The organism is Sphingobacterium sp. NGMCC 1.201703 (assembly GCF_047784615.1).
Classification (GTDB): Bacteria; Bacteroidota; Bacteroidia; order Sphingobacteriales; family Sphingobacteriaceae; genus Sphingobacterium.
The window spans coordinates 1-20,328 of the sequence record NZ_JBLOHD010000004.1 but is presented as its reverse complement, the minus strand read 5'-3'; the positions used below and the strand labels follow the sequence as shown (position 1 = coordinate 20,328).

Sequence of the window (20,328 nt, the reverse complement as noted above, 5' to 3'; positions counted from 1 at the left end):
AATAGTGATTTATTCATGCTCACATCATAACCCGAAGACATTATTTTGTCACCTGTAAACATGGTATTGTCAAAAGATGCAGCTCGTCTGTATACTGCCCACAACTTGATCTGCTCCGGCTGAATATTCATAGATCGTATCAAAGGAACGGATTTGAATAGTCTTACAAATGATAGCCCTATAAACTATTTATAAAAGCTTGAATGTTTTGGCTACAAAAATTAGTTTTTTATTTGGAATTTTGATATTATTTTTAGTATTTAGCGTTGTTGAATAGCTTGAAAAAGATAATATTCAAAACCGATATTATTTTTTGGAACAAAATGTATTGAAATCGGTAGAGTTTTAGGTAAATTACCTACTAAAGAAAGGATTATAAAAAATACGACACAATCCGATTGAGGAACGGTTTTTTCCTCTCAACTGTAAAATAGACCTTCAAGAATATGCTAGATACCTTACATATTAAGAATTATGCCCTGATCAATGTGTTGGAAATCCAATTTGATAAAGGGTTGAATATGATTACTGGGGAGACTGGAGCGGGTAAATCCATTATCATGGGGGCACTTTCCCTGATTTTGGGCAACAGGGCAGAGGGAAAGCATTTTTTTGACCCATCAAAAAAATGTGTGATTGAGGGGGAATTTAACATTGGTGCTTATCAATTAAATGGCTTCTTTGAGCAAAATGACCTCGATTATGCGGATCATACTATTATCCGAAGGGAAATAACACCAGACGGTAAATCCCGTGCTTTTGTCAATGATTCGCCGGTTACATTGGCGATATTAAAGCAATTGGGCGAACAGTTGATCGATGTACATTCACAACATGCGACTTTGCAGGTCAATACGGAGGAGTTTCAGTTTTTGGTTGTTGACAGTGTAGCGGGGTCATTTGCATTGAAACAAAGCTATAAGGAAAGTTATACGGCCTATAAAAAGGCTAAGCGGGAGCTAGAAGAACTAAAAGAGGCGGTAAAGAAGGCTGCAATGGAATTGGATTATTTTCAGTTTCAGTTTGATGAACTGGATGGAGCAAAACTGGTTGCCGAAGAACAGGCGGCACTCGAGCAGCAGCAACGTCAGCTGGAAAATGCAGAGGATATCAAACGGGCTCTAAATGCGGCCTCGCATTTGTTGGAAAACGAGGATACCGCAATATTGACCCAATTAAAAGATACAATGACACAGGTGGAAGGGATCTCTTCGTTTCTACCAGAAGCGTCTGATCTTTCTGCGCGATTGAAAAGCACATTGATTGAATTGAAAGATGTTGCCGCAGAATTGGCCTCACTCGAAGAAGATACGCAATTGGATGAAGGAACCTTATTGGAGGTGAATGAACGATTGAGCTTACTTTATTCACTACAGAAAAAGCATCATGTTGATTCTGTTGAGGAGCTTATTCGACTCAGAGATGACCTGGAGGCAAAACTATTGGCCATTAATTCTTCCGATGAACAATTGGAACGGTTGGAAGCTGAGGTTGTAGCGAAGTTAGCGCTTGCACTGCGGAATGCGAAGGAACTTTCGGAGGCCCGCAAATTAGTGCTGGATAGGATTGCTAAAGATGTGCAAAATACACTGTCGAATGTTGGTATGCCAAATGCGGTACTTCAGATCGTATTGGAGCCATTAAAAGATGGTGAGATGCGTGAATCTGGAATAGACACAATCCAGTTTCTATTTTCAGCTAATAAAGGGCAGGACTTGCAGTCCATCCATCGGGTAGCCTCCGGAGGCGAGCTGTCCCGTGTGATGCTGGCGATAAAGTCGTTGGTTGCTAAAACTTCGGCTTTGCCGACGATAGTTTTTGATGAGATCGATACCGGAATTTCGGGTGAGGTGGCTTTACGTGTAGGTGAAGTCATGGAAAATCTTGCCGAAAATATGCAGGTGATCGCTATTTCCCATTTACCGCAGATAGCCTCAAAAGGTGCTGCACACTTTAAGGTATATAAAGAAGACCAAGCTAATCGCACCATATCAAATATTGTTCGGTTAGACCAAGCAGGTAGGGTAAAAGAGATCGCACAGATGCTGAGCGGAGCAAATCCGACAGATGCTGCGGTAGAGCATGCGGAGCTGTTGTTAAAGGGCGAGTAGTAGGATGTGATAGGTCCGTACTAGGAAAAGAAGCGAGAAAAATAAAGCCTCAGAATATATTTTCTGAGGCTTTTTTATTTACTCTACGTAATCAGTTTCCGAAATTATAATTTTTACAATGATGTCCTGAGTTGGCGGATTAACGGTAAAATCATTCGTTGGATCTTCACCAATTATTGAGACTTCTCCAACTTTATAATCAACATGGAAGCTAACTGGATTAGTTTCTCTGCCATCATTGAACGCAAAGGAAGCCGGTAAAATTTTGTACGAAGCTTCTTTGTTTAAACTCATGTGAACAGAAACATTTCCTTGGTCAACATAATATTTGGTAAGTTCCGGTAGATTTACCTTATGTATTATCCTTTTATTGTCATCGGATCCCCATTCATTTGGTTTAACCGTATAAATAAACGACTGGCCGGGATTAATAGCCTCTTGTGTAATATACTCCTTTGTACAAGAAGAGAATGAAACCAAAGTTGCGGTTCCAAGTAAAGCTGCGAATAAAAGTCTTTTCATATCGTATGTGTTGTTTGTGACATTTTTTATTATAGGACGATAAAATTCTGCGAAAGTTTAACATCAACCTTCTTTATAACAAAAAATGCACCATAATGGTGCATTTTCTTGAAATTATTTTCCGACAGCAGGTGATTATTTCTCCGCTGTATCTTTTGAAGACTTCGGATCTGAGCTAGAAACCTCAATATCTTTGGTTTCCGGATTGATGCTCACCGTTAAAACTGAACCTGTCTGTACATTGCCTTTGAGGATTTCTTCTGCAATTGGATCTTCCAAATATTTTTGAATTGCCCGTTTTAATGGACGTGCACCAAAATTACTATCATAGCCTTTATCAGCAATGAAATCTTTTGCCTCTTCGGTCAGGTTAATTGTATAACCTAAATCTGCGATTCGTTTGAACAATGATTTCAATTCAATATCAATGATCTTGAAGATATTTTCTTTTGTCAACGAATTGAAAACAATAACATCGTCAATACGGTTCAAAAACTCAGGAGCAAAAGCTCTTTTTAACGCAGTTTCAATTACTCCACGTGAATGGGCATCTGATTGCTGCGATTTTGCTGCTGTGGTGAAACCTACACCCTGACCAAACTCTTTCAACTGGCGTGCTCCGATGTTAGAAGTCATGATGACAATCGTATTACGGAAGTCTACCTTACGTCCTAGGCTATCGGTCAACTGACCTTCATCTAAGACTTGTAGTAACAAGTTGAATACATCCGGATGTGCCTTCTCAATCTCATCCAAAAGTACTACCGCATAAGGTTTCCGGCGTACTTTCTCAGTCAATTGTCCACCTTCTTCATAACCTACATATCCCGGAGGCGCTCCAACTAGACGTGACACAGCAAATTTCTCCATGTACTCACTCATGTCAATTTGGATCAACGCGTCTTCGGTGTCAAACATAAATCGAGCTAACTCTTTTGCCAATTCTGTTTTACCAACACCTGTAGGCCCTAAGAAGATAAAGGAGCCGATGGGTTTTTTAGGATCTTTCAATCCGGCACGTGTCCGTTGGATGGCTTTAACCAGTTTGCCAACAGCATCGTCCTGACCGATGATCCGTCCCTTCATCAACTCACCCATATTCAACAGCTTTTGGCTATCGGATTGGCTGACGCGTTGCACTGGGATACCAGTCATCATGGCCACAACTTCCGCTACATTCTCTTCGGAAACAGTGTATCGCTTAGATTTGGTTTCTTCTTCCCATGCAATCTTCTCTTTCTCTAACTCATCAATAAGCTTTTTCTCTGTATCTCGTAGTTTTGCAGCCTCCTCGTATTTTTGACTACGAACAACTTTATTTTTCTCCAATTTGACTTCCTCGATTTTATTCTCGATGTCAATAATGGATTGCGGAACATGGATATTGTTCAAGTGTACACGTGAGCCCGCTTCGTCCAATGCATCAATAGCTTTATCCGGTAAGAAACGATCCGTGATATAACGTGTTGTCAATGATACACAGGCTTCGATCGCTTCTGGCGTATAGGTCACATTGTGGTGATCCTCATATTTCTCCTTGATACGATTCAAGATCTCTACGGTTTCATCATGTGTAGCCGGTTCGATAGTCACACGTTGGAAACGACGGTCTAAAGCGCCATCTTTCTCAATATATTGACGATATTCGTCCAGTGTCGTTGCACCGATGCATTGTATTTCTCCTCTTGCCAAGGCTGGTTTGAACATATTGGAAGCATCCAAAGAACCTGAAGCACCACCAGCACCAACAATGGTATGGATTTCGTCGATAAACAAGATCACATCCGGTGATTTTTCCAGTTCATTCATGACTGCTTTCATGCGCTCCTCAAACTGACCACGATATTTTGTGCCCGCAACCAAAGACGCTAGATCCAAGGTTACCACACGTTTGTTGAACAAGACACGTGATACCTTGCGTTGCACAATACGTAAGGCCAATCCCTCAGCTATAGCCGATTTACCTACTCCAGGCTCACCGATCAATAACGGGTTATTCTTTTTACGACGTGATAAAATCTGTGATACACGTTCGATTTCTTTCTCACGACCTACAATAGGATCCAATCGACCTTCCTCAGCAGCTTTGGTTAGATCTCGGCCAAAGTTGTCCAATACAGGCGTTTTGGATTTGATATCCGACACTTTTTTAGGTTGGATATATTGATCATCTTCGGCAAAATCATCATCACCTGTTGGTGAGCCCGGAGCTTCATCCTTGATGGTGGTTCTATTTTGCTCAACTTCAGATTTGAAGATGTCATAGGTCACATTATATTGCTGTAAAATCTGCGAAGCGATATTATCTTCATCCCGTAAGATAGCCAATAATAGGTGCTCGGTCCCAATAATATCTGATTTGAAAATCTTAGCTTCCAAATAAGTGATTTTCAGAACTTTTTCAGCTTGTTTAGTTAATGGCATGTTGCCAATAGGTGCACGTGATACAGATGCCCCCTTCACTGCGTCTTCCACAGATTGACGTAGGGCAGTTGTGTCAATGCCTATGTTTTTAAGGATTTTGATCGCCATTCCATCGCCCTCACGAATCAAGCCGAGCAACAAATGCTCTGTGCCTATATAATCGTGACGCAATCTCAAAGCTTCCTCTCTACTGTACGATATGACATCCTTTACGCGCGGTGAAAATTTTGCTTCCATTGAATACCTTTCTGTTTTATATTAAGGATATATAAATGTAGTAAATTCTACATTTCAAACCTTAAAATTATTTTAAATAATGTCATCAACAATTAAGCCATGACCATTATACGTCCAAAATGTCAGTATAAAAGTTTACATTTGTATGTTAATATAACAAGAGTTTTCCAATTTTTTAAAATTTTATGTCAGACGAGAAGATTATTTTTTCGATGGCGGGAGTTAACAAAATCTATCCGCCTCAAAAACAAGTTCTAAAAAATATTTATTTATCTTTTTTCTACGGTGCCAAGATCGGAGTAATCGGTCTGAACGGATCCGGAAAATCTTCATTATTGAAAATTATCGCGGGTTTGGACAAATCTTATCAGGGCGAAGTTGTATTTTCTCCGGGTTATTCTGTGGGATATTTGGCACAGGAACCCCAATTGGATCTCGAAAAGACCGTTCTTGAAGTTGTGCAGGAAGGTGTTGCTGAAATTACAGCAATATTAAAAGAATACGAGGAAATCAATGAGAAATTCGGCTTGCCTGAGGTCTACGAAAATCCGGATGAAATGGATAAATTGTTGGCAAGACAAGGCGAACTACAAGATAAAATTGATGCAACAAATGCCTGGGAAATTGATTCCAAACTGGAAAGAGCAATGGATGCTTTACGCTGTCCAGAACCGGATGCCAAAATTGCCAATTTGTCAGGTGGTGAGCGACGACGGGTAGCATTATGTCGCTTATTATTACAGGAACCAGATGTATTATTGCTTGATGAGCCAACCAACCACTTGGACGCGGAGTCTATCGACTGGTTGGAGCAACACCTGAAACAATATAAAGGAACTGTTATCGCCGTTACCCACGACCGTTACTTCCTGGATAATGTAGCTGGATGGATTTTAGAACTGGATCGTGGCGAGGGTATTCCTTGGAAAGGGAATTATTCTTCCTGGTTGGATCAAAAAGCAAAACGTTTGGCACAGGAAGAGAAACAAGAAACCAAACGTCAAAAAACATTGGAGCGCGAGTTGGAATGGGTGCGTATGGCTCCCAAAGCCCGTCATGCCAAATCCAAAGCCCGTCTTCATAACTATGAAAAATTAGCTTCTGAGGAAACCAAAGAGCGGGAAGAAAAATTGGAACTGTTTATTCCGCCGGGACCACGTCTTGGTAACTCAGTGATTGAGGCTACCAATATTTCCAAAGCTTATGGTGACCGTATCTTATTTGAGAATTTAAGTTTCATGTTGCCACCTGCGGGTATTGTGGGAATCATCGGGCCAAATGGTGCTGGTAAAACGACTTTATTCCGCCTGATCACAGGACAGGAAACACCGGATACCGGTTCGTTTAAAGTAGGGGAGACCGTCAAGTTAGGTTATGTTGATCAGATGCATCATGACCTTGATCCTGAAAAATCCGTTTGGGAAAATATCACCGGTGGTAATGATAATATGATCTTAGGCAATCGCTCCGTAAACTCCAGGGCTTATGTCTCCAAATTCAACTTTAACGGAGCCGATCAGCAAAAGAAAGTCGGTGTACTTTCTGGTGGAGAGCGTAATCGCGTCCATCTGGCAATCACGTTGAAAGAGGGCTCGAATGTACTGCTACTCGATGAGCCGACCAATGATATTGACGTAAATACTTTACGTGCACTCGAAGAAGGTCTGGAGAATTTCGGGGGCTGCGCTGTGGTGATTTCTCACGATAGATGGTTTTTGGACCGTATCTGTACGCATATTCTAGCTTTTGAAGGTGATTCACAGGTGTATTTCTTTGAGGGCAACTATACGGAATATGAGGAGAACCGTAAAAAACGCCTGGGTGATGTAACTCCACATCGTATTAAATACAAAAAATTGGTGAAATAGCGATGATCATGGAAGGCGGAAGACTTTTAGCAGCCATAATAGACCACGCAATTGATGGGATTATTACCATTGACAACAGGGGAAATGTGGAAAGCATTAACCCTGCTGCCTTAGAATTGTTCGGGTATAACGCTGAAGAAGTTATCGGGCATAATGTTTCGATGTTAATGCCTGAACCTGATCGGGGTAATCACGATAATTATATCCATAATTATCAAACGACTGGCCATAAGAAAATTATTGGGATCGGCCGGGAGGTGATGGGACTGAAGAAGAACGGGAAAACATTTCCGTTTCGGTTGGCGGTCAGTGAAGTATGGCTGAAAGACAAAAATATTTTTACCGGTTTTATCCACGATCTTTCGCGTGAAAAGGCTGCCGAAGATATGCTCAAACAGCATGCTGCCGAACTGGAACATAAAGTCAGTGAGCGGACACGTGATCTGATATCGATGGTTTCGGAGCTGGAAAAAGCAAAGGCAGAAGTTTCTAAATCTTTGGAGAAAGAGATTGAACTTAACCAGCTTAAATCCCGTTTTGTCTCCATGGCGTCACATGAGTTCCGCACTCCGTTGAGTTCTGTTCAACTGTCGGCTTCGTTGATTGAAAAATATGCGGACCGTCCCGATGACAAAGCGAGCATCATTAAACATACCAATAAGATTAAGGGAGCTGTACAACTCCTGACCAGTATTTTGAATGATTTTCTCTCGCTAGAAAAATTAGAAGCAGGTATCGTGGTCATGAATAAACAGTATATCAACCTGGTTGAACTGGCAGAGGAAATTACGGAGGAAATGCAATTGATATGCAAGAAAAATCAGCATATTGTCTATCAGCATACAGGTGAGATTGGACATTTTTCTCTGGATCAGAATCTGTTGAAAAATGCGTTGGTGAATTTGATTTCCAATGCCATAAAATATTCAGGGGAAGATACTTTAATTGAATTTACGACCTGCATCGATGAGAATGGCTGTTCAATTTCTGTCAAGGATAACGGTATTGGTATTCCTGAAGAGGACCAGGTGCATTTGTTCGAGCCTTTTTTCAGAGCACATAATACCGGAAATATCCCAGGTACCGGACTGGGGCTGAATATTGTGAAAAGATATATTGAACTTATGCAGGGAAAAATGGAGTTTGTATCTGAGGTGCATAAAGGAACATCATTCAAGGTTAGTTTTGAATAGGTGTAAGCTTCGGCTTGCCCGTAGAGAAAATCTTTACGAATGAACTTATGAAATAAATGCAAGGCATTAGGGAAGCCATTGAAGATAAACAGGAATGAATAATTATGTTAGGAATGAAAAATAAAAAGACAATTCTAATCATTGAAGATAATATTGACATTAGAGAGGGGACAACAGAAATTTTGGAGTTGACCGGACGGTATGATGTAATCGTGGCGGAGAATGGGCGGATGGGTGTTGATTTGGCCACCAGACATATTCCTGATTTGATCTTATGTGATATCATGATGCCTGAATTGGATGGTTATGGAGTACTGTTTATGCTGAGCAAAATAGAAAGCACTTCAAAAATTCCTTTTATTTTTCTAACCGCCAAAGCCGAACGTGCAGATATGCGTAAAGCAATGGAGATGGGGGCCGATGATTACCTGACCAAACCCTTTGATGACGTGGAACTGATGAATGCGATTGAGGTTCGCCTGAAAAAGCATGAGCAGTTATCTGCTGATACGACCGAAGATCATGAGCTAAACCTCAGTGAAGAAGAGCAGGTTTTATTATTACAGGAATTGCTGGCTAATTCACGTGTGAAAACGGTGAAAAAGAAACAGTCAATCTTTGAGAAGGACGATTCACCTACTTATGTCTATTATGTCAAATCAGGACAGATCCGCAGTTACAAATCCTATAAAGATGGACGAGAATTATCAACAGGGATTTTTATAGAAGGAAATTATTTTGGCTATGCTTCTGTGTTGTTGAATGAAAACTATGAAGATTATGCCGAAGCGGTGGAAGCCAGTGAAGTCGTTTTAGTTCCTAAAGATGCCTTTTTGGAACTCCTATGGAAAAAGCCTGCCATAGCGAGTAAATTTATTAAATTGCTTTCTGTGGACCTCCGCGAAAAAGAAGAGCAATTGTTGGGATTTGCGTACCATTCCGTACGCAAACGTGTGGCCAATGCATTGCTCAGTGTCGCCGAAAAAAGTGGAATTAATATCAATGAGGTCAATACCTGCTCAATCGACATTACCAGAGATGGAATTGCTTCCATAGCCGGGACAGCAAATGAAACGGTTTCACGTATGCTTTCCGACTTTAAAGAAGAAAAGCTGATCTCGAAGGAAAAGGGAAAGATTTACATCAACTCCATCAAAAATCTACGAGATGTGAAACAGTAACGGGGATAAACTGAATAGTCTTTAGGCTTTACGCTTGTAATGCTTTGTATTCATACATAATGGGGCCTGTCCGGGTAATCGGGCAGGCCCCATTTTTATCATTGTGATGGATATCATTTTCAAATATGGTTTTGTGTCATGTTTTTGGGCAACGCTATGATTTACTTTTGTTTTTAGGATAAACTTATACCTATATAGGGTTGATTGTAGGATTCAAAAATGAAAGTAGTTGTATATAATGTGAGGTCATTTGAAAAGGAGTTTTGGGCATTGGCCAATGCCAAGCAGCATGATCTGACTTTGATTTCAAACGGATTAAATGCCGAAACGCAAAATTATGCGCGCGGAAAGGATGCTGTTGTCATCTCCGGAGGAGATATTCTGGATGATAAAATGCTACTTAATTTGAAGGAATTGGGGATCAATAAGATCATGACAAGAAGTAAAGAAACATCCCATATCGATCTGGTTAAGGCAGGAGATCTGAGCATTCAGATCGCAAATGCACCTTTCGAGGATCAAAGCCCAAAAGGATTGGCAGAACAGACTGTTCGAAACCTCAATCTCTGGGGTATGGGAAAATGTGTCGGTAGTGCATGCTGTTGTTTAAATGACTGTGCAAAAAATAATGTTCAATGAGTATACAAGATAGCACAATGGAGAAATTGGTGCAAAAATATAATGTTGCCGCACCACGTTACACCAGTTATCCAACGGTTCCATTTTGGGACGAAAAAACATTTTCCACGGATGCTTGGGTCGATCAGGTGTACAATACTTTTATTCAGTCAAAAGATAAAGGGCTGAGCCTGTACATACACCTCCCTTTTTGTGAAAGTCTCTGTACCTACTGTGGCTGTAATACGCGGATCACAAAAAATCATCAGGTGGAACGACCCTATATCGAGGCTTTACTGAAAGAGTGGGGGATGTATCGGGCTGTTTTCAAAGGCGAAAGGCCCACGGTAGCTGAAATACACCTCGGCGGTGGTACACCGACATTTTTTCAGCCCGAGAACCTGAAATTATTGATAGAGGGGATTCTTGAGCATGTCGATGTGGCAGCAGATCATTCTTTTTCATTTGAGGCACATCCTGCAAATACCACAACCGAACACCTACAGGTTCTTTTCGATCTAGGATTTCGTCGTCTCAGCTTAGGGATACAGGATTTTGATCCTTTGGTGCAGTTTATGATCAATAGACAGCAGACGTTTGAAGAAGTGGAAGCGGTGATGCTGAATGCCCGAGAGATAGGTTTTGAATCCATTAATTTCGATCTGATCTATGGATTGCCCAAGCAGACCCAAGACTCCGTACAAGATACCATTGAAAAATCCATGCTGCTCAAGCCAGATCGGATATCTTTTTATAGCTATGCCCATGTCCCTTGGTTAAAACCCGGACAGCGGCATTATACGGAGGCGGATCTGCCGAAAGGTACCGCCAAACTAGCACTTTATAATCTCGGGAAAAAGCTGATCCTGGCTCAAGGTTATGCAGATATTGGGATGGACCATTTTGCGAAAAAAGAAGATGAACTTTATTTAGCTTTCCGGGAGCGACGGTTACATCGAAATTTTATGGGCTATGCTGACAGGTTTACTCCGCTGCTAATTGGTATCGGCGTATCTTCAATCAGCGATGCATGGGGCGGTTTTGCACAAAATGTGAAAACAGTGGAAGAATATCATAAGCTGATCGCATCCGGAGTATTGCCTGTTGTGAAAGGACATATACTCAATACGGAAGATCTGGCCATAAGACGTTATATCCTGGATATGATGTGTAAAGGCGAAGTGCGGTTGGATCCAACTGCGTGTCTAAATGAAGAAATTAAGGGAGAACTGGTTTCCTTGGTCCAAGATGGCATGGTCAGCATAGAGGGGGATCTGGTTCGGTGTACCGCTATTGGACGCTCTTTTCTACGAAATATCTGCATGGCTTTTGATCAACGTTTTCTCAAGTTGCGTACAGAAAAACAATTATTTAGTGAAGCAATTTAAATTGGGAATATGGCGGTAATAAAGGAAGAGGTACGACAAATTGAGAAATGTTTCCATTGTGGAGACAAAATCGAAGTAACGGGCTATCATCTCGATGAACATGATTTTTGCTGCCTCGGATGCCAAACGGTTTACCAGGTTTTGCAGAATGGAGGAATGCAACAATACTACCGTTATAATCAGCATCCCGGAAAGTCCAATAAAGAAAAGCAAGCGGATCTTTCTTATTTGGATGAACCTCAGATTGCAGCAAAATTAGTTGATTTTAAGGATGATAAGATGACTGTCATCACTTTCTATATTCCTGCGATCCATTGTAGCTCATGTATTTGGCTGTTGGAAAATCTCTATAAATTAAACCCAAACGTGCTTCAGTCCCGCGTGGACTTTATGAAAAAACAGGCTAGTATCACTTTTAATCATACTTTACTTCCGCTCAAAGATTTGGTGCATCTATTAGTTAATATTGGTTATGATCCCAAAATTACACTGCAGGACGTCGTTAAGGAGGGGAATAAGAATAACTTGAACCCCTTGGTTGCCAAGATTGCGGTAGCAGGATTCTGTTTCGGAAATTCGATGTTATTTAGTTTTCCGGACTACTTTGGGATGGGTGCATTTGAAAAGGCCTATGCGAGTTTTTTTGGTTATATCAATTTAGCTTTCGGGCTTCCAGTGTTGTTGTACTGTGCTTCAGATTACTTCAAGTCTGCTTACGTCAGTTTGAAACAAAAAAGGTTGAACCTAGATGTACCTTTAGCCTTAGGTATATTGGTCCTATTTCTTCGTTCGGCATTCGAAGTAATAACGCAGACTGGCGCTGGTTTTACAGATACTTTATGTAGTCTGGTATTTTTTATCCTGATCGGAAAATGGGTGCAGCAGCGGACCTATTACCATATTTCTTTCGAACGGGATTATCGGAGTTATTTCCCCGTTGCTGTTACTGTGCTTACAGAAGTGGGGGACAAACCTGTGCAGCTGGCCGATATTCATATCGGAGACCGTATCCTTGTGCGCAACAATGAGATTATCCCGGCAGACGCCATATTATTAAAAGGCGATGCGGCAATCGACTTTAGTTTTGTGACCGGCGAATCAAGTCCGGTCAGTAAAACCCTGGGCGAGATTATTTATGCTGGCGGCCGTCAGACAGGAGAGGCAATTGAACTGGAGGTGGTAAAGCCAATATCACAATCCTATCTGACCAAATTATGGAACAATGAAAACTATAAAGATTACGATAAGAACTTTCAGACTTTTGTGAACTTTATAAGTAAATATTTTACTGTTGTTTTATTGGCAATTGCTTTTTTAGCAGCCCTATATTGGGTTGTGGATGGAAGTGCCAATAGGGCTTGGGGAGCTTTTACGGCAGTGCTGATTATCGCATGTCCTTGCGCATTGGCGTTGAGCTCTCCATTTACCCTTTCTGCGGCATTAAGTATTTTTGATCGAAACAAATTCTATGTGAAAAATACTGCTGCAATCGAGCAGATGGCGACAATAGATACCCTCGTTTTCGACAAAACAGGGACTATTTCTTCGCCCAAAGCAAATTCCATTTATTTCGAGGGGACACTTACCATAAATGAAAGAAAGCTGGTCAATGCGGTATGTCGAAATTCTAGTCATCCTTTGAGCCGAGAGATTGTAAAATGGCTGGATGTATGCTCAGATATCCCCGTACGAAATTTTAAAGAGTTTCCGGGAAAAGGGATGGAAGCAGTCATTGAAGGGCTGGTCGTCAAAGTCGGTAGCGCCAGTTTTTTGAATATAGGAAATATCAAGACTGACGGGTCTGTCGTATTCATACGTATCGACGATGAGCTGAAAGGATATTTTACGATGGAACAGGCATGGAGAGCGGGACTGTCGGCTTTGATCGAAGATTTCAAACCTAACTACGACCTGCATCTGATATCCGGAGATAATGACCGACGCCTGGATGCATTAAAATTGATCTTTCCTTCGAAAGCATGCTTGATGTTTAACCAATCTCCAATGGAAAAATTGGGGCGTATTCAGAAATTTCAGCAGGAGGGTAAATATGTCTGTATGATCGGGGACGGATTGAATGACGCCGGAGCATTGCGTAAAGCAGATCTGGGGATTGCTGTCAGTGATGATATCAATAACTTTTCACCTGGATGTGATGCTATTTTAGACGGTGAATCATTTTCAAAATTATCGGATTTCTTTGCTTTCAGCAAAGATGCTGTAAAGGTAATCCATATGAGCTTTGGCATATCATTGCTCTATAATATAATCGGGTTGAGTTTTGCCATTCAGGGGATTATGTCGCCTTTATTTGCCGCAATCCTGATGCCGATAAGTACAGTTACAATTATCTCATTTACCAGCTTAATGACAAGATGGTATGCAAAACGTCATAAACTATAGTTGTTATGGAAATCATGTATATTCTAATCGGTTGTAGTGTCTTATTAGCTTTGGTGTTTTTATGCGCTTTCTTTTGGGCGAATAAGTCAGGACAGCATGATGATACCTATACTCCCTCAGTAAGGATTCTGTTTGATGATGATCCAACGGAAGAAGTTGAAAAATAAATTGTAATAACTAAAACGTTATCGTAATTAAATCAATTACTTTTTTTTGTAATTAAGGTTATTATCAATAAAATTGGGAATAAATACCAATTTGAAATAGAAATACATGAGTAATAATCCATTTTCATTAAAAGATAAGGTTGTCGTAATCACAGGTGGCACAGGGATCCTGGGGGAAGCGTTTGTGGAAGCGCTAGCTGAAGCAAGTGCAAAAGTTGCTATCCTTGGACGCAATGAGCAGATCGGAGCGGAACGCGTGCAGCAGGTGGAATCCCTAGGCGGGGAGGCTATGTTTGTCGAAGTAGATATCATGGACGAACAGGATGTCAGCAGAGCAAAGGATGAAATCCTTGGTAAGTGGGGCCGAATAGATGGTCTGGTGAATGCTGTGGGCGGAAATATTCCGGGCGCGACCATAGGTGCTGACCAAGATCTATTTGCAAGTAATATTCAGGATACCATTAAAGCGATCGAGTTAAACCTCTATGGTACAATTATCCCAACACATATTATTGGCCGCGTAATAGCGGAAAGCGGAAAAGGAGTCATCGTAAATATTTCTTCTTTGACTGCAAGGCAGCCTTTTACACGCGTATTAGGATATACTGTAGCCAAGCACGGTATTGATGGTTATACAAAATGGATGGCAACCGAACTTGCCCAACGTTACGGTGATCAGGTTCGCGTCAATGCTATTGCTCCGGGTGTCTTCCTGACGAAGCAAAATAAAAATCTATTGATCAATCCTGACGGTAGTTATAGCGAACGTACCAAGCGTATACTGAGCGGAACACCTTATAACCGACTAGGGGATCCACGGGAACTGAAGGGAACTTTAATCTATCTATTGAGTGATGCCTCTGCCTTTGTTACTGGTGAGACGGTCTTTGTGGACGGTGGTTTTAATGCATGGAGTGGTGTATAACGAAACTTTGAGATGAATAAATTAGAACAAACATGGCGTTGGTATGGACCCAACGATCCAGTATCCTTGCAGGATGTTAAACAGGCGGGGGCAACAGGCATCGTCACAGCATTGCATCATATTCCTCATGGCGAGGTGTGGCCTCTCGCTGATATTCAGGAACGAAAACGTATTATCGAAGATGCGGGTCTGGTTTGGTCGGTGGTGGAGAGCGTGACGGTTCATGAAGAAATTAAGACCAAAGGACCCCGGGTTGATGAATACATTGCTAAGTATAACCAGACACTCGCTAATCTTGCTGAATGCGGTATTAAAACAGTCTGTTACAATTTTATGCCCGTACTTGATTGGACTAGAACGCAGCTAGACCTATTGATGGCAGATGGCTCAAAGGCGCTCTATTTTGACTGGATTGATCTGGCGCTTTTTGATATCTTCATTCTAAAACGGGAATCTGCGGAAAAAGACTACTCAGAAAGTATTGTCAAAAGAGCAACGGAACGTTTTGCTGAGATTTCCGAACAACAGAAAGATAGTTTGGCAAATGTTGTCCTTATGGGAATTCCGGGAGAAAAAAATGTGGAACTAGATGCTTTAAAAGCCAGTATTGATACGTATAAACATATCGGAAGAGAGGGCTTACGTAAAAATCTAGTCTACTTTTTAAATGGAATTGCTGCGGTATGTGAGACAAATGGTATCAAGATGACGATCCATCCGGACGATCCACCATACCCGATTTTGGGATTGCCGCGTATTGCGAGCAATGGTGAAGATCTCAACTATATATTGAATGAAGTTCCTCAGCAATTCAATGGTATTTGTTTTTGCACAGGCTCTTTAGGAGCTAGTCAGACGAACGATTTGCCTGAGATATTGGAACAAGTTAAAGGCCGCGTGAACTTTGTTCATTTGCGGAATGTAAAGAAAGATGTCTTAGGTAGTTTCTATGAGGCGGACCATTTGGATGGCGATGTGAACATGTATAAAATTATGCGAATTTTAGTCGCAGAGAACCAATTGCGCTCTATTGCTATCCCTTTCAGACCTGATCACGGACATCAGATGCTGGATGATCTTAACAAAGTGACAAACCCCGGTTACTCTGCTATTGGCAGATTAAGAGGTTTAGCTGAATTACGAGGTTTGGAATATGGAATTGTTGGCGAGTAACCTTTGGTAATAATCACTGTGGTTACTCTGGCCGGTGATAAGATTATCATATAAAAATACAGTCAGGAGATAATAGCGCAAGCGATATTATCTGACTGTATTTTTTTTCCCCTCGCCCCAAAGGGGAGGGGCTTATAATGAAGATTTTCTTACGACAAGCTGCGTTGGTAGTTCTATGGTTTCAAATTCGTGAATCGGTCTTGTCTGATGGATGGTATCAATCAGCTTTTTTGTTGCTATTTCGCCGATTTCAGTTGCAGGTTGTACGACAGTTGACAGTGCAGGGTTTAATGAAGCTGCGATTTGTGTATTGGAAAATCCAATGACGGCAACCTCTGCCGGGACTTTAATCTGAAGTTCCGCCAATATGCCCAATGTCCTTGTTGTGATGACATCAGTTGCGCCGAAAACTGCATCAATGTTTTTGTTGTCAATATATTCTTTGATGATAATTTCTTTGATGCTGTTGTCTAAGTCAACTGTGCTGTTAAAGTTACATTCAATATAATGCTTTTCATTAAAAGGTATGCCTGCATCAGCGAGGGCTGCTTTAAAGCCACTTAAACGTTCTTCAGCAACACCTAGGTTTTTTCCTGTGATATGTAGTATATTCTGCTTCCCCTGTTGAATAAGGTGTTGGGTTGCATTGTATGCTCCTTGAAAATTATTGACGCCAACTTTGAATGTATCCAATTTGTGGTTGATGCGGTCAAAAATAACAACAGGTATTTTAGCTTTTATGAGGTCTTTAAGCTCCTCAATATTTGATCCGGAAGATACGGGGGCAATCATTAGCCCATCTATTCCTCGCATTCTTAATACATCTATACAATTCTTTTCTACACGTTCATCCTCTCTACTTTGCATAAAGATAACATCGTAGATGGTTTGCTGGGAAGCGATCTGAATTCCGTCGAGAATTTGTGACACGAAGGTATTGGAGATATTGGAAACAATGACTCCAATGGTATTTGATTTCCCGATCTTTAAACTCCGTGCCAATTTATTGGGATGGAAGTTATGCTTTTTCGCGTACTCCTGAACCAATTTTTTCGTTGCTTCACTGATTTCGTAGCTGTCTGATAAGGCTTTGGAAACTGTGGAAACAGAAATATTGAGTTCTAAGGCTATATCTTTCAGGGTAGTTCTGCTCATCACTTTGGAAGTTGTTATAAAGAAGATAAATCTACATAAAAAAAAAGATAATCCGGCTCTTTTTGATATTTATCAAACGTTTGTCTTGTAACAATATATTATCATATTATCCAGTTTAGTATTTAAGATTTGCATAAGTTTTTGAATGCTTTTACTTTACAAAAACGGCATTTCCAGCCAGTGAGTCCGAGTGTTTGGTCTATTTTGGATTATTTTTCGGCTGTGATTCGGGTACTGTCCGGGACCGAACCGGGCTTTAAACCAGCCTGAGTGCAGATGTGTGCATGCTGCAGCCGTACTGCTACAGCTGTTTTAGCATGCTAAACACGGACTCAACACGGACTCAGCATGGACGCACCACGGCTTCATCCCGAAGCTGTCCTAACTGAGGTGTGAAGCAGCCCCGGCTGATGCATGGAAGCAGCTCGGAAGGGAGAGTGCCCGGGTCTCGTTCGCCCCCGCTTCGCCCCCTGTTCGGAAATTCCCTATCCATTCTCTATCCGTTCCCTATCGTCCACCTATCTAAATGATAGGGAATGGATAGGGAAACGATAGGTAAACGATAGACGGAAGCCGAAGGGAGGGCGAAGCAGGTACGGACAGGTGACGGAGAAAGGCCGGACCAGCCGCCCTTCGGTTCGCCATTGCGCTAGGGGACCCGGCGAAAGCCCCTTTGCGGTCCCTGGTATCCCTGCCCGTACCGTATTCCCGGTACCATCCCCGCTTCCGGAGCCTTTCCTCCGGAGCGCCGTCTCCAATCCCGCCGCAGATCCGGTACTAACCCACCACCTGTCTTTACCGGTACTCCCTTCGCCGCTGTCGGCCCCCACCGAAGCCTCCCGGGCCCCACTAGACCCCCTGCTGGGAAAAACAATCCCCCACCGTTCCAGCCAGTTAGCAGAAAAACAAAAGAAATAAGAACAAAAGTCTTGGAAGTGATTATAAAAACTCCCTATCTTTGCACCACTCCGCAAGGGAGGGACGGTTGCCGCCAGAGCAGGCAGCCATGAAAAAAGAAAGGTTTAAGAGAGCCTGGCAGGATTTAAAATCCCGTTCAGCTTATTTTAAACGCGGAAATCAGAAAAGAGAAAAAGAAAAAAAAACTTCAAAAGTTTTTTGGAAGTTCAAAAAAGATTTCTACCTTTGCAGTCCCAACGGAAACGGAGGGAAACAGAAAAAGATAAAGACGGACGCAATGTCCATCGGAATAAAGCGGATACGGAAGTTGAAGCGCAAAAAGTTCTTTAAGAAAACACAATCATGTAGCGTGACGAGTAGACAGACGAAAGTCATGAACAAAATTCAAGAATTAGTTCAATTCGATCCAAGATCAGAGATATAAAAAAAGAATTCTGATTATGTAAATAGTTAGAATCAAAAACTTCATTTTACAATGGAGAGTTTGATCCTGGCTCAGGATGAACGCTAGCGGCAGGCCTAATACATGCAAGTCGGACGGGATCCAGTGGTAGCTTGCTACCACTGGTGAGAGTGGCGCACGGGTGCGTAACGCGTGAGCAACCTACCTCTATCAGGGGGATAGCCTCTCGAAAGAGAGATTAACACCGCATAACATCAACAGTTCGCATGTTCTGTTGATTAAATATTTATAGGATAGAGATGGGCTCGCGTGACATTAGCTAGTTGGTAGGGTAACGGCTTACCAAGGCGACGATGTCTAGGGGCTCTGAGAGGAGAATCCCCCACACTGGTACTGAGACACGGACCAGACTCCTACGGGAGGCAGCAGTAAGGAATATTGGTCAATGGGCGGAAGCCTGAACCAGCCATGCCGCGTGCAGGACGACTGCCCTATGGGTTGTAAACTGCTTTTGTCCAGGAATAAACCTAAATACGTGTATTTAGCTGAATGTACTGGAAGAATAAGGATCGGCTAACTCCGTGCCAGCAGCCGCGGTAATACGGAGGATCCGAGCGTTATCCGGATTTATTGGGTTTAAAGGGTGCGTAGGCGGCCTATTAAGTCAGGGGTGAAATACGGTGGCTCAACCATCGCAGTGCCTTTGATACTGATGGGCTTGAATCCATTTGAAGTGGGCGGAATAAGACAAGTAGCGGTGAAATGCATAGATATGTCTTAGAACTCCGATTGCGAAGGCAGCTCACTAAGCTGGTATTGACGCTGATGCACGAAAGCGTGGGGATCGAACAGGATTAGATACCCTGGTAGTCCACGCCCTAAACGATGATAACTCGATGTTGGCGATAGACAGCCAGCGTCTTAGCGAAAGCGTTAAGTTATCCACCTGGGGAGTACGCCCGCAAGGGTGAAACTCAAAGGAATTGACGGGGGCCCGCACAAGCGGAGGAGCATGTGGTTTAATTCGATGATACGCGAGGAACCTTACCCGGGCTTGAAAGTTAGTGAAGGATGCAGAGACGCATCCGTCCTTCGGGACACGAAACTAGGTGCTGCATGGCTGTCGTCAGCTCGTGCCGTGAGGTGTTGGGTTAAGTCCCGCAACGAGCGCAACCCCTATGTTTAGTTGCCAGCATGTGATGGTGGGGACTCTAAACAGACTGCCTGTGCAAACAGAGAGGAAGGTGGGGACGACGTCAAGTCATCATGGCCCTTACGTCCGGGGCTACACACGTGCTACAATGGATGGTACAGCGGGCAGCTAGCCGGCAACGGCATGCTAATCTCTAAAAGCCATTCACAGTTCGGATTGGGGTCTGCAACTCGACCCCATGAAGTTGGATTCGCTAGTAATCGCGTATCAGCAATGACGCGGTGAATACGTTCCCGGGCCTTGTACACACCGCCCGTCAAGCCATGAAAGTTGGGGGTACCTAAAGCATGTGACCGCAAGGAGCGTGTCAGGGTAAAACCGATAATTGGGGCTAAGTCGTAACAAGGTAGCCGTACCGGAAGGTGCGGCTGGAATACCTCCTTTCTAGAGTATCGCGGATCGGTGCTCGTCACGTACATCATGATTGAA

The 20,328-nt window shown here is 42.3% G+C and carries 14 protein-coding genes and 1 rRNA gene; 11 read left to right on the top strand and 4 right to left on the bottom strand.

Annotated elements, in window-relative coordinates:
- The first annotated feature begins 446 nt into the window (after positions 1 to 446).
- Positions 447 to 2,111, top strand: coding sequence for a DNA repair protein RecN (gene recN, locus ACK8HY_RS08640; protein ID WP_077438326.1), 1,665 nt, complete (start codon positions 447 to 449; stop codon positions 2,109 to 2,111).
- Between the two features lie 78 nt (positions 2,112 to 2,189).
- Here recN and ACK8HY_RS08635 read toward each other — a convergent pair whose 3' ends face one another.
- Both ACK8HY_RS08635 and ACK8HY_RS08630 read right to left on the bottom strand, forming a co-directional pair.
- Positions 2,190 to 2,633, bottom strand: coding sequence for a hypothetical protein (locus ACK8HY_RS08635; protein ID WP_077438325.1), 444 nt, complete (start codon positions 2,631 to 2,633; stop codon positions 2,190 to 2,192).
- 135 nt (positions 2,634 to 2,768) lie between these two features.
- Positions 2,769 to 5,294: an ATP-dependent Clp protease ATP-binding subunit gene (locus ACK8HY_RS08630; RefSeq protein ID WP_077438324.1), complete on the bottom strand. Its 2,526-nt coding sequence runs from the start codon at positions 5,292 to 5,294 to the stop codon at positions 2,769 to 2,771.
- A gap of 185 nt (positions 5,295 to 5,479) precedes the next feature.
- Between ACK8HY_RS08630 and ettA the strand changes: the two genes are divergently transcribed.
- The 9 genes from ettA to uxuA all read left to right on the top strand — a co-directional run bounded on the left by ettA (position 5,480) and on the right by uxuA (position 16,210).
- The gene (gene ettA / locus ACK8HY_RS08625; protein ID WP_077438323.1) at positions 5,480 to 7,162 is read left to right on the top strand and encodes an energy-dependent translational throttle protein EttA; all 1,683 of its coding nucleotides are present in this window, start codon (positions 5,480 to 5,482) and stop codon (positions 7,160 to 7,162) included.
- Between the two features lie 8 nt (positions 7,163 to 7,170).
- A complete protein-coding gene (locus ACK8HY_RS08620) occupies positions 7,171 to 8,355 on the top strand; it encodes a PAS domain-containing sensor histidine kinase (RefSeq protein WP_077438519.1) in 1,185 nt (394 codons plus the stop codon).
- Between the two features lie 113 nt (positions 8,356 to 8,468).
- The gene (locus ACK8HY_RS08615; protein ID WP_077438518.1) at positions 8,469 to 9,536 is read left to right on the top strand and encodes a response regulator; all 1,068 of its coding nucleotides are present in this window, start codon (positions 8,469 to 8,471) and stop codon (positions 9,534 to 9,536) included.
- 219 nt (positions 9,537 to 9,755) lie between these two features.
- Positions 9,756 to 10,175, top strand: a complete 420-nt coding sequence (locus tag ACK8HY_RS08610) for a lactate dehydrogenase (RefSeq protein WP_077438322.1) — start codon at positions 9,756 to 9,758, stop codon at positions 10,173 to 10,175.
- Positions 10,172 to 11,542: an oxygen-independent coproporphyrinogen III oxidase gene (gene hemN / locus ACK8HY_RS08605; RefSeq protein WP_254846292.1), complete on the top strand. Its 1,371-nt coding sequence runs from the start codon at positions 10,172 to 10,174 to the stop codon at positions 11,540 to 11,542. The genes ACK8HY_RS08610 and hemN overlap by 4 nt, the downstream gene beginning before the upstream one ends.
- Before the next feature lie 9 nt (positions 11,543 to 11,551).
- Entirely contained in the window at positions 11,552 to 13,945 is a 2,394-nt protein-coding gene (locus ACK8HY_RS08600) for a heavy metal translocating P-type ATPase (RefSeq protein WP_077438321.1), read from the top strand.
- A gap of 5 nt (positions 13,946 to 13,950) precedes the next feature.
- Positions 13,951 to 14,112, top strand: coding sequence for a cbb3-type cytochrome oxidase assembly protein CcoS (ccoS, locus tag ACK8HY_RS08595; protein WP_077438320.1), 162 nt, complete (start codon positions 13,951 to 13,953; stop codon positions 14,110 to 14,112).
- 106 nt (positions 14,113 to 14,218) lie between these two features.
- Positions 14,219 to 15,037 (top strand): SDR family oxidoreductase, encoded by an 819-nt coding sequence (locus ACK8HY_RS08590; RefSeq protein ID WP_077438319.1) that lies wholly within the window; start codon positions 14,219 to 14,221, stop codon positions 15,035 to 15,037.
- A gap of 12 nt (positions 15,038 to 15,049) precedes the next feature.
- Positions 15,050 to 16,210: a mannonate dehydratase gene (gene uxuA / locus ACK8HY_RS08585; RefSeq protein ID WP_077438318.1), complete on the top strand. Its 1,161-nt coding sequence runs from the start codon at positions 15,050 to 15,052 to the stop codon at positions 16,208 to 16,210.
- 132 nt (positions 16,211 to 16,342) lie between these two features.
- On the opposite strand, the gene ACK8HY_RS08580 is transcribed toward uxuA, so the two are convergent.
- Together ACK8HY_RS08580 and ACK8HY_RS08575 are read right to left on the bottom strand one after the other, a co-directional pair.
- Positions 16,343 to 17,365 carry a LacI family DNA-binding transcriptional regulator gene (locus tag ACK8HY_RS08580; RefSeq protein ID WP_077438317.1) on the bottom strand — a complete coding sequence of 341 codons (1,023 nt, stop codon included), beginning with the start codon at positions 17,363 to 17,365 and terminating at the stop codon, positions 16,343 to 16,345.
- 518 nt (positions 17,366 to 17,883) lie between these two features.
- Positions 17,884 to 18,339: a hypothetical protein gene (locus tag ACK8HY_RS08575; RefSeq protein ID WP_416133374.1), complete on the bottom strand. Its 456-nt coding sequence runs from the start codon at positions 18,337 to 18,339 to the stop codon at positions 17,884 to 17,886.
- Between the two features lie 416 nt (positions 18,340 to 18,755).
- Here ACK8HY_RS08575 and ACK8HY_RS08570 point away from each other — a divergent pair.
- Positions 18,756 to 20,283 (top strand): 16S ribosomal RNA (locus ACK8HY_RS08570).
- Positions 20,284 to 20,328 lie beyond the last annotated feature (45 nt).

What these genes read in the sequence shown, in the direction of transcription:
- ACK8HY_RS08580 (WP_077438317.1), bottom strand. Translation starts at nt 17,365, where the DNA reads ATGAGCAGAACTACCCTGAAAGATATAGCCTTAGAACTCAATATTTCT.
- ACK8HY_RS08635 (WP_077438325.1), bottom strand. Translation starts at nt 2,633, where the DNA reads ATGAAAAGACTTTTATTCGCAGCTTTACTTGGAACCGCAACTTTGGTT.
- hemN (WP_254846292.1), top strand. Translation starts at nt 10,172, where the DNA reads ATGAGTATACAAGATAGCACAATGGAGAAATTGGTGCAAAAATATAAT.
- recN (WP_077438326.1), top strand. Translation starts at nt 447, where the DNA reads ATGCTAGATACCTTACATATTAAGAATTATGCCCTGATCAATGTGTTG.
- ccoS (WP_077438320.1), top strand. Translation starts at nt 13,951, where the DNA reads ATGGAAATCATGTATATTCTAATCGGTTGTAGTGTCTTATTAGCTTTG.
- uxuA (WP_077438318.1), top strand. Translation starts at nt 15,050, where the DNA reads ATGAATAAATTAGAACAAACATGGCGTTGGTATGGACCCAACGATCCA.
- ettA (WP_077438323.1), top strand. Translation starts at nt 5,480, where the DNA reads ATGTCAGACGAGAAGATTATTTTTTCGATGGCGGGAGTTAACAAAATC.
- ACK8HY_RS08615 (WP_077438518.1), top strand. Translation starts at nt 8,469, where the DNA reads ATGAAAAATAAAAAGACAATTCTAATCATTGAAGATAATATTGACATT.
- ACK8HY_RS08590 (WP_077438319.1), top strand. Translation starts at nt 14,219, where the DNA reads ATGAGTAATAATCCATTTTCATTAAAAGATAAGGTTGTCGTAATCACA.
- ACK8HY_RS08610 (WP_077438322.1), top strand. Translation starts at nt 9,756, where the DNA reads ATGAAAGTAGTTGTATATAATGTGAGGTCATTTGAAAAGGAGTTTTGG.
- ACK8HY_RS08620 (WP_077438519.1), top strand. Translation starts at nt 7,171, where the DNA reads ATGGAAGGCGGAAGACTTTTAGCAGCCATAATAGACCACGCAATTGAT.
- ACK8HY_RS08600 (WP_077438321.1), top strand. Translation starts at nt 11,552, where the DNA reads ATGGCGGTAATAAAGGAAGAGGTACGACAAATTGAGAAATGTTTCCAT.
- ACK8HY_RS08630 (WP_077438324.1), bottom strand. Translation starts at nt 5,294, where the DNA reads ATGGAAGCAAAATTTTCACCGCGCGTAAAGGATGTCATATCGTACAGT.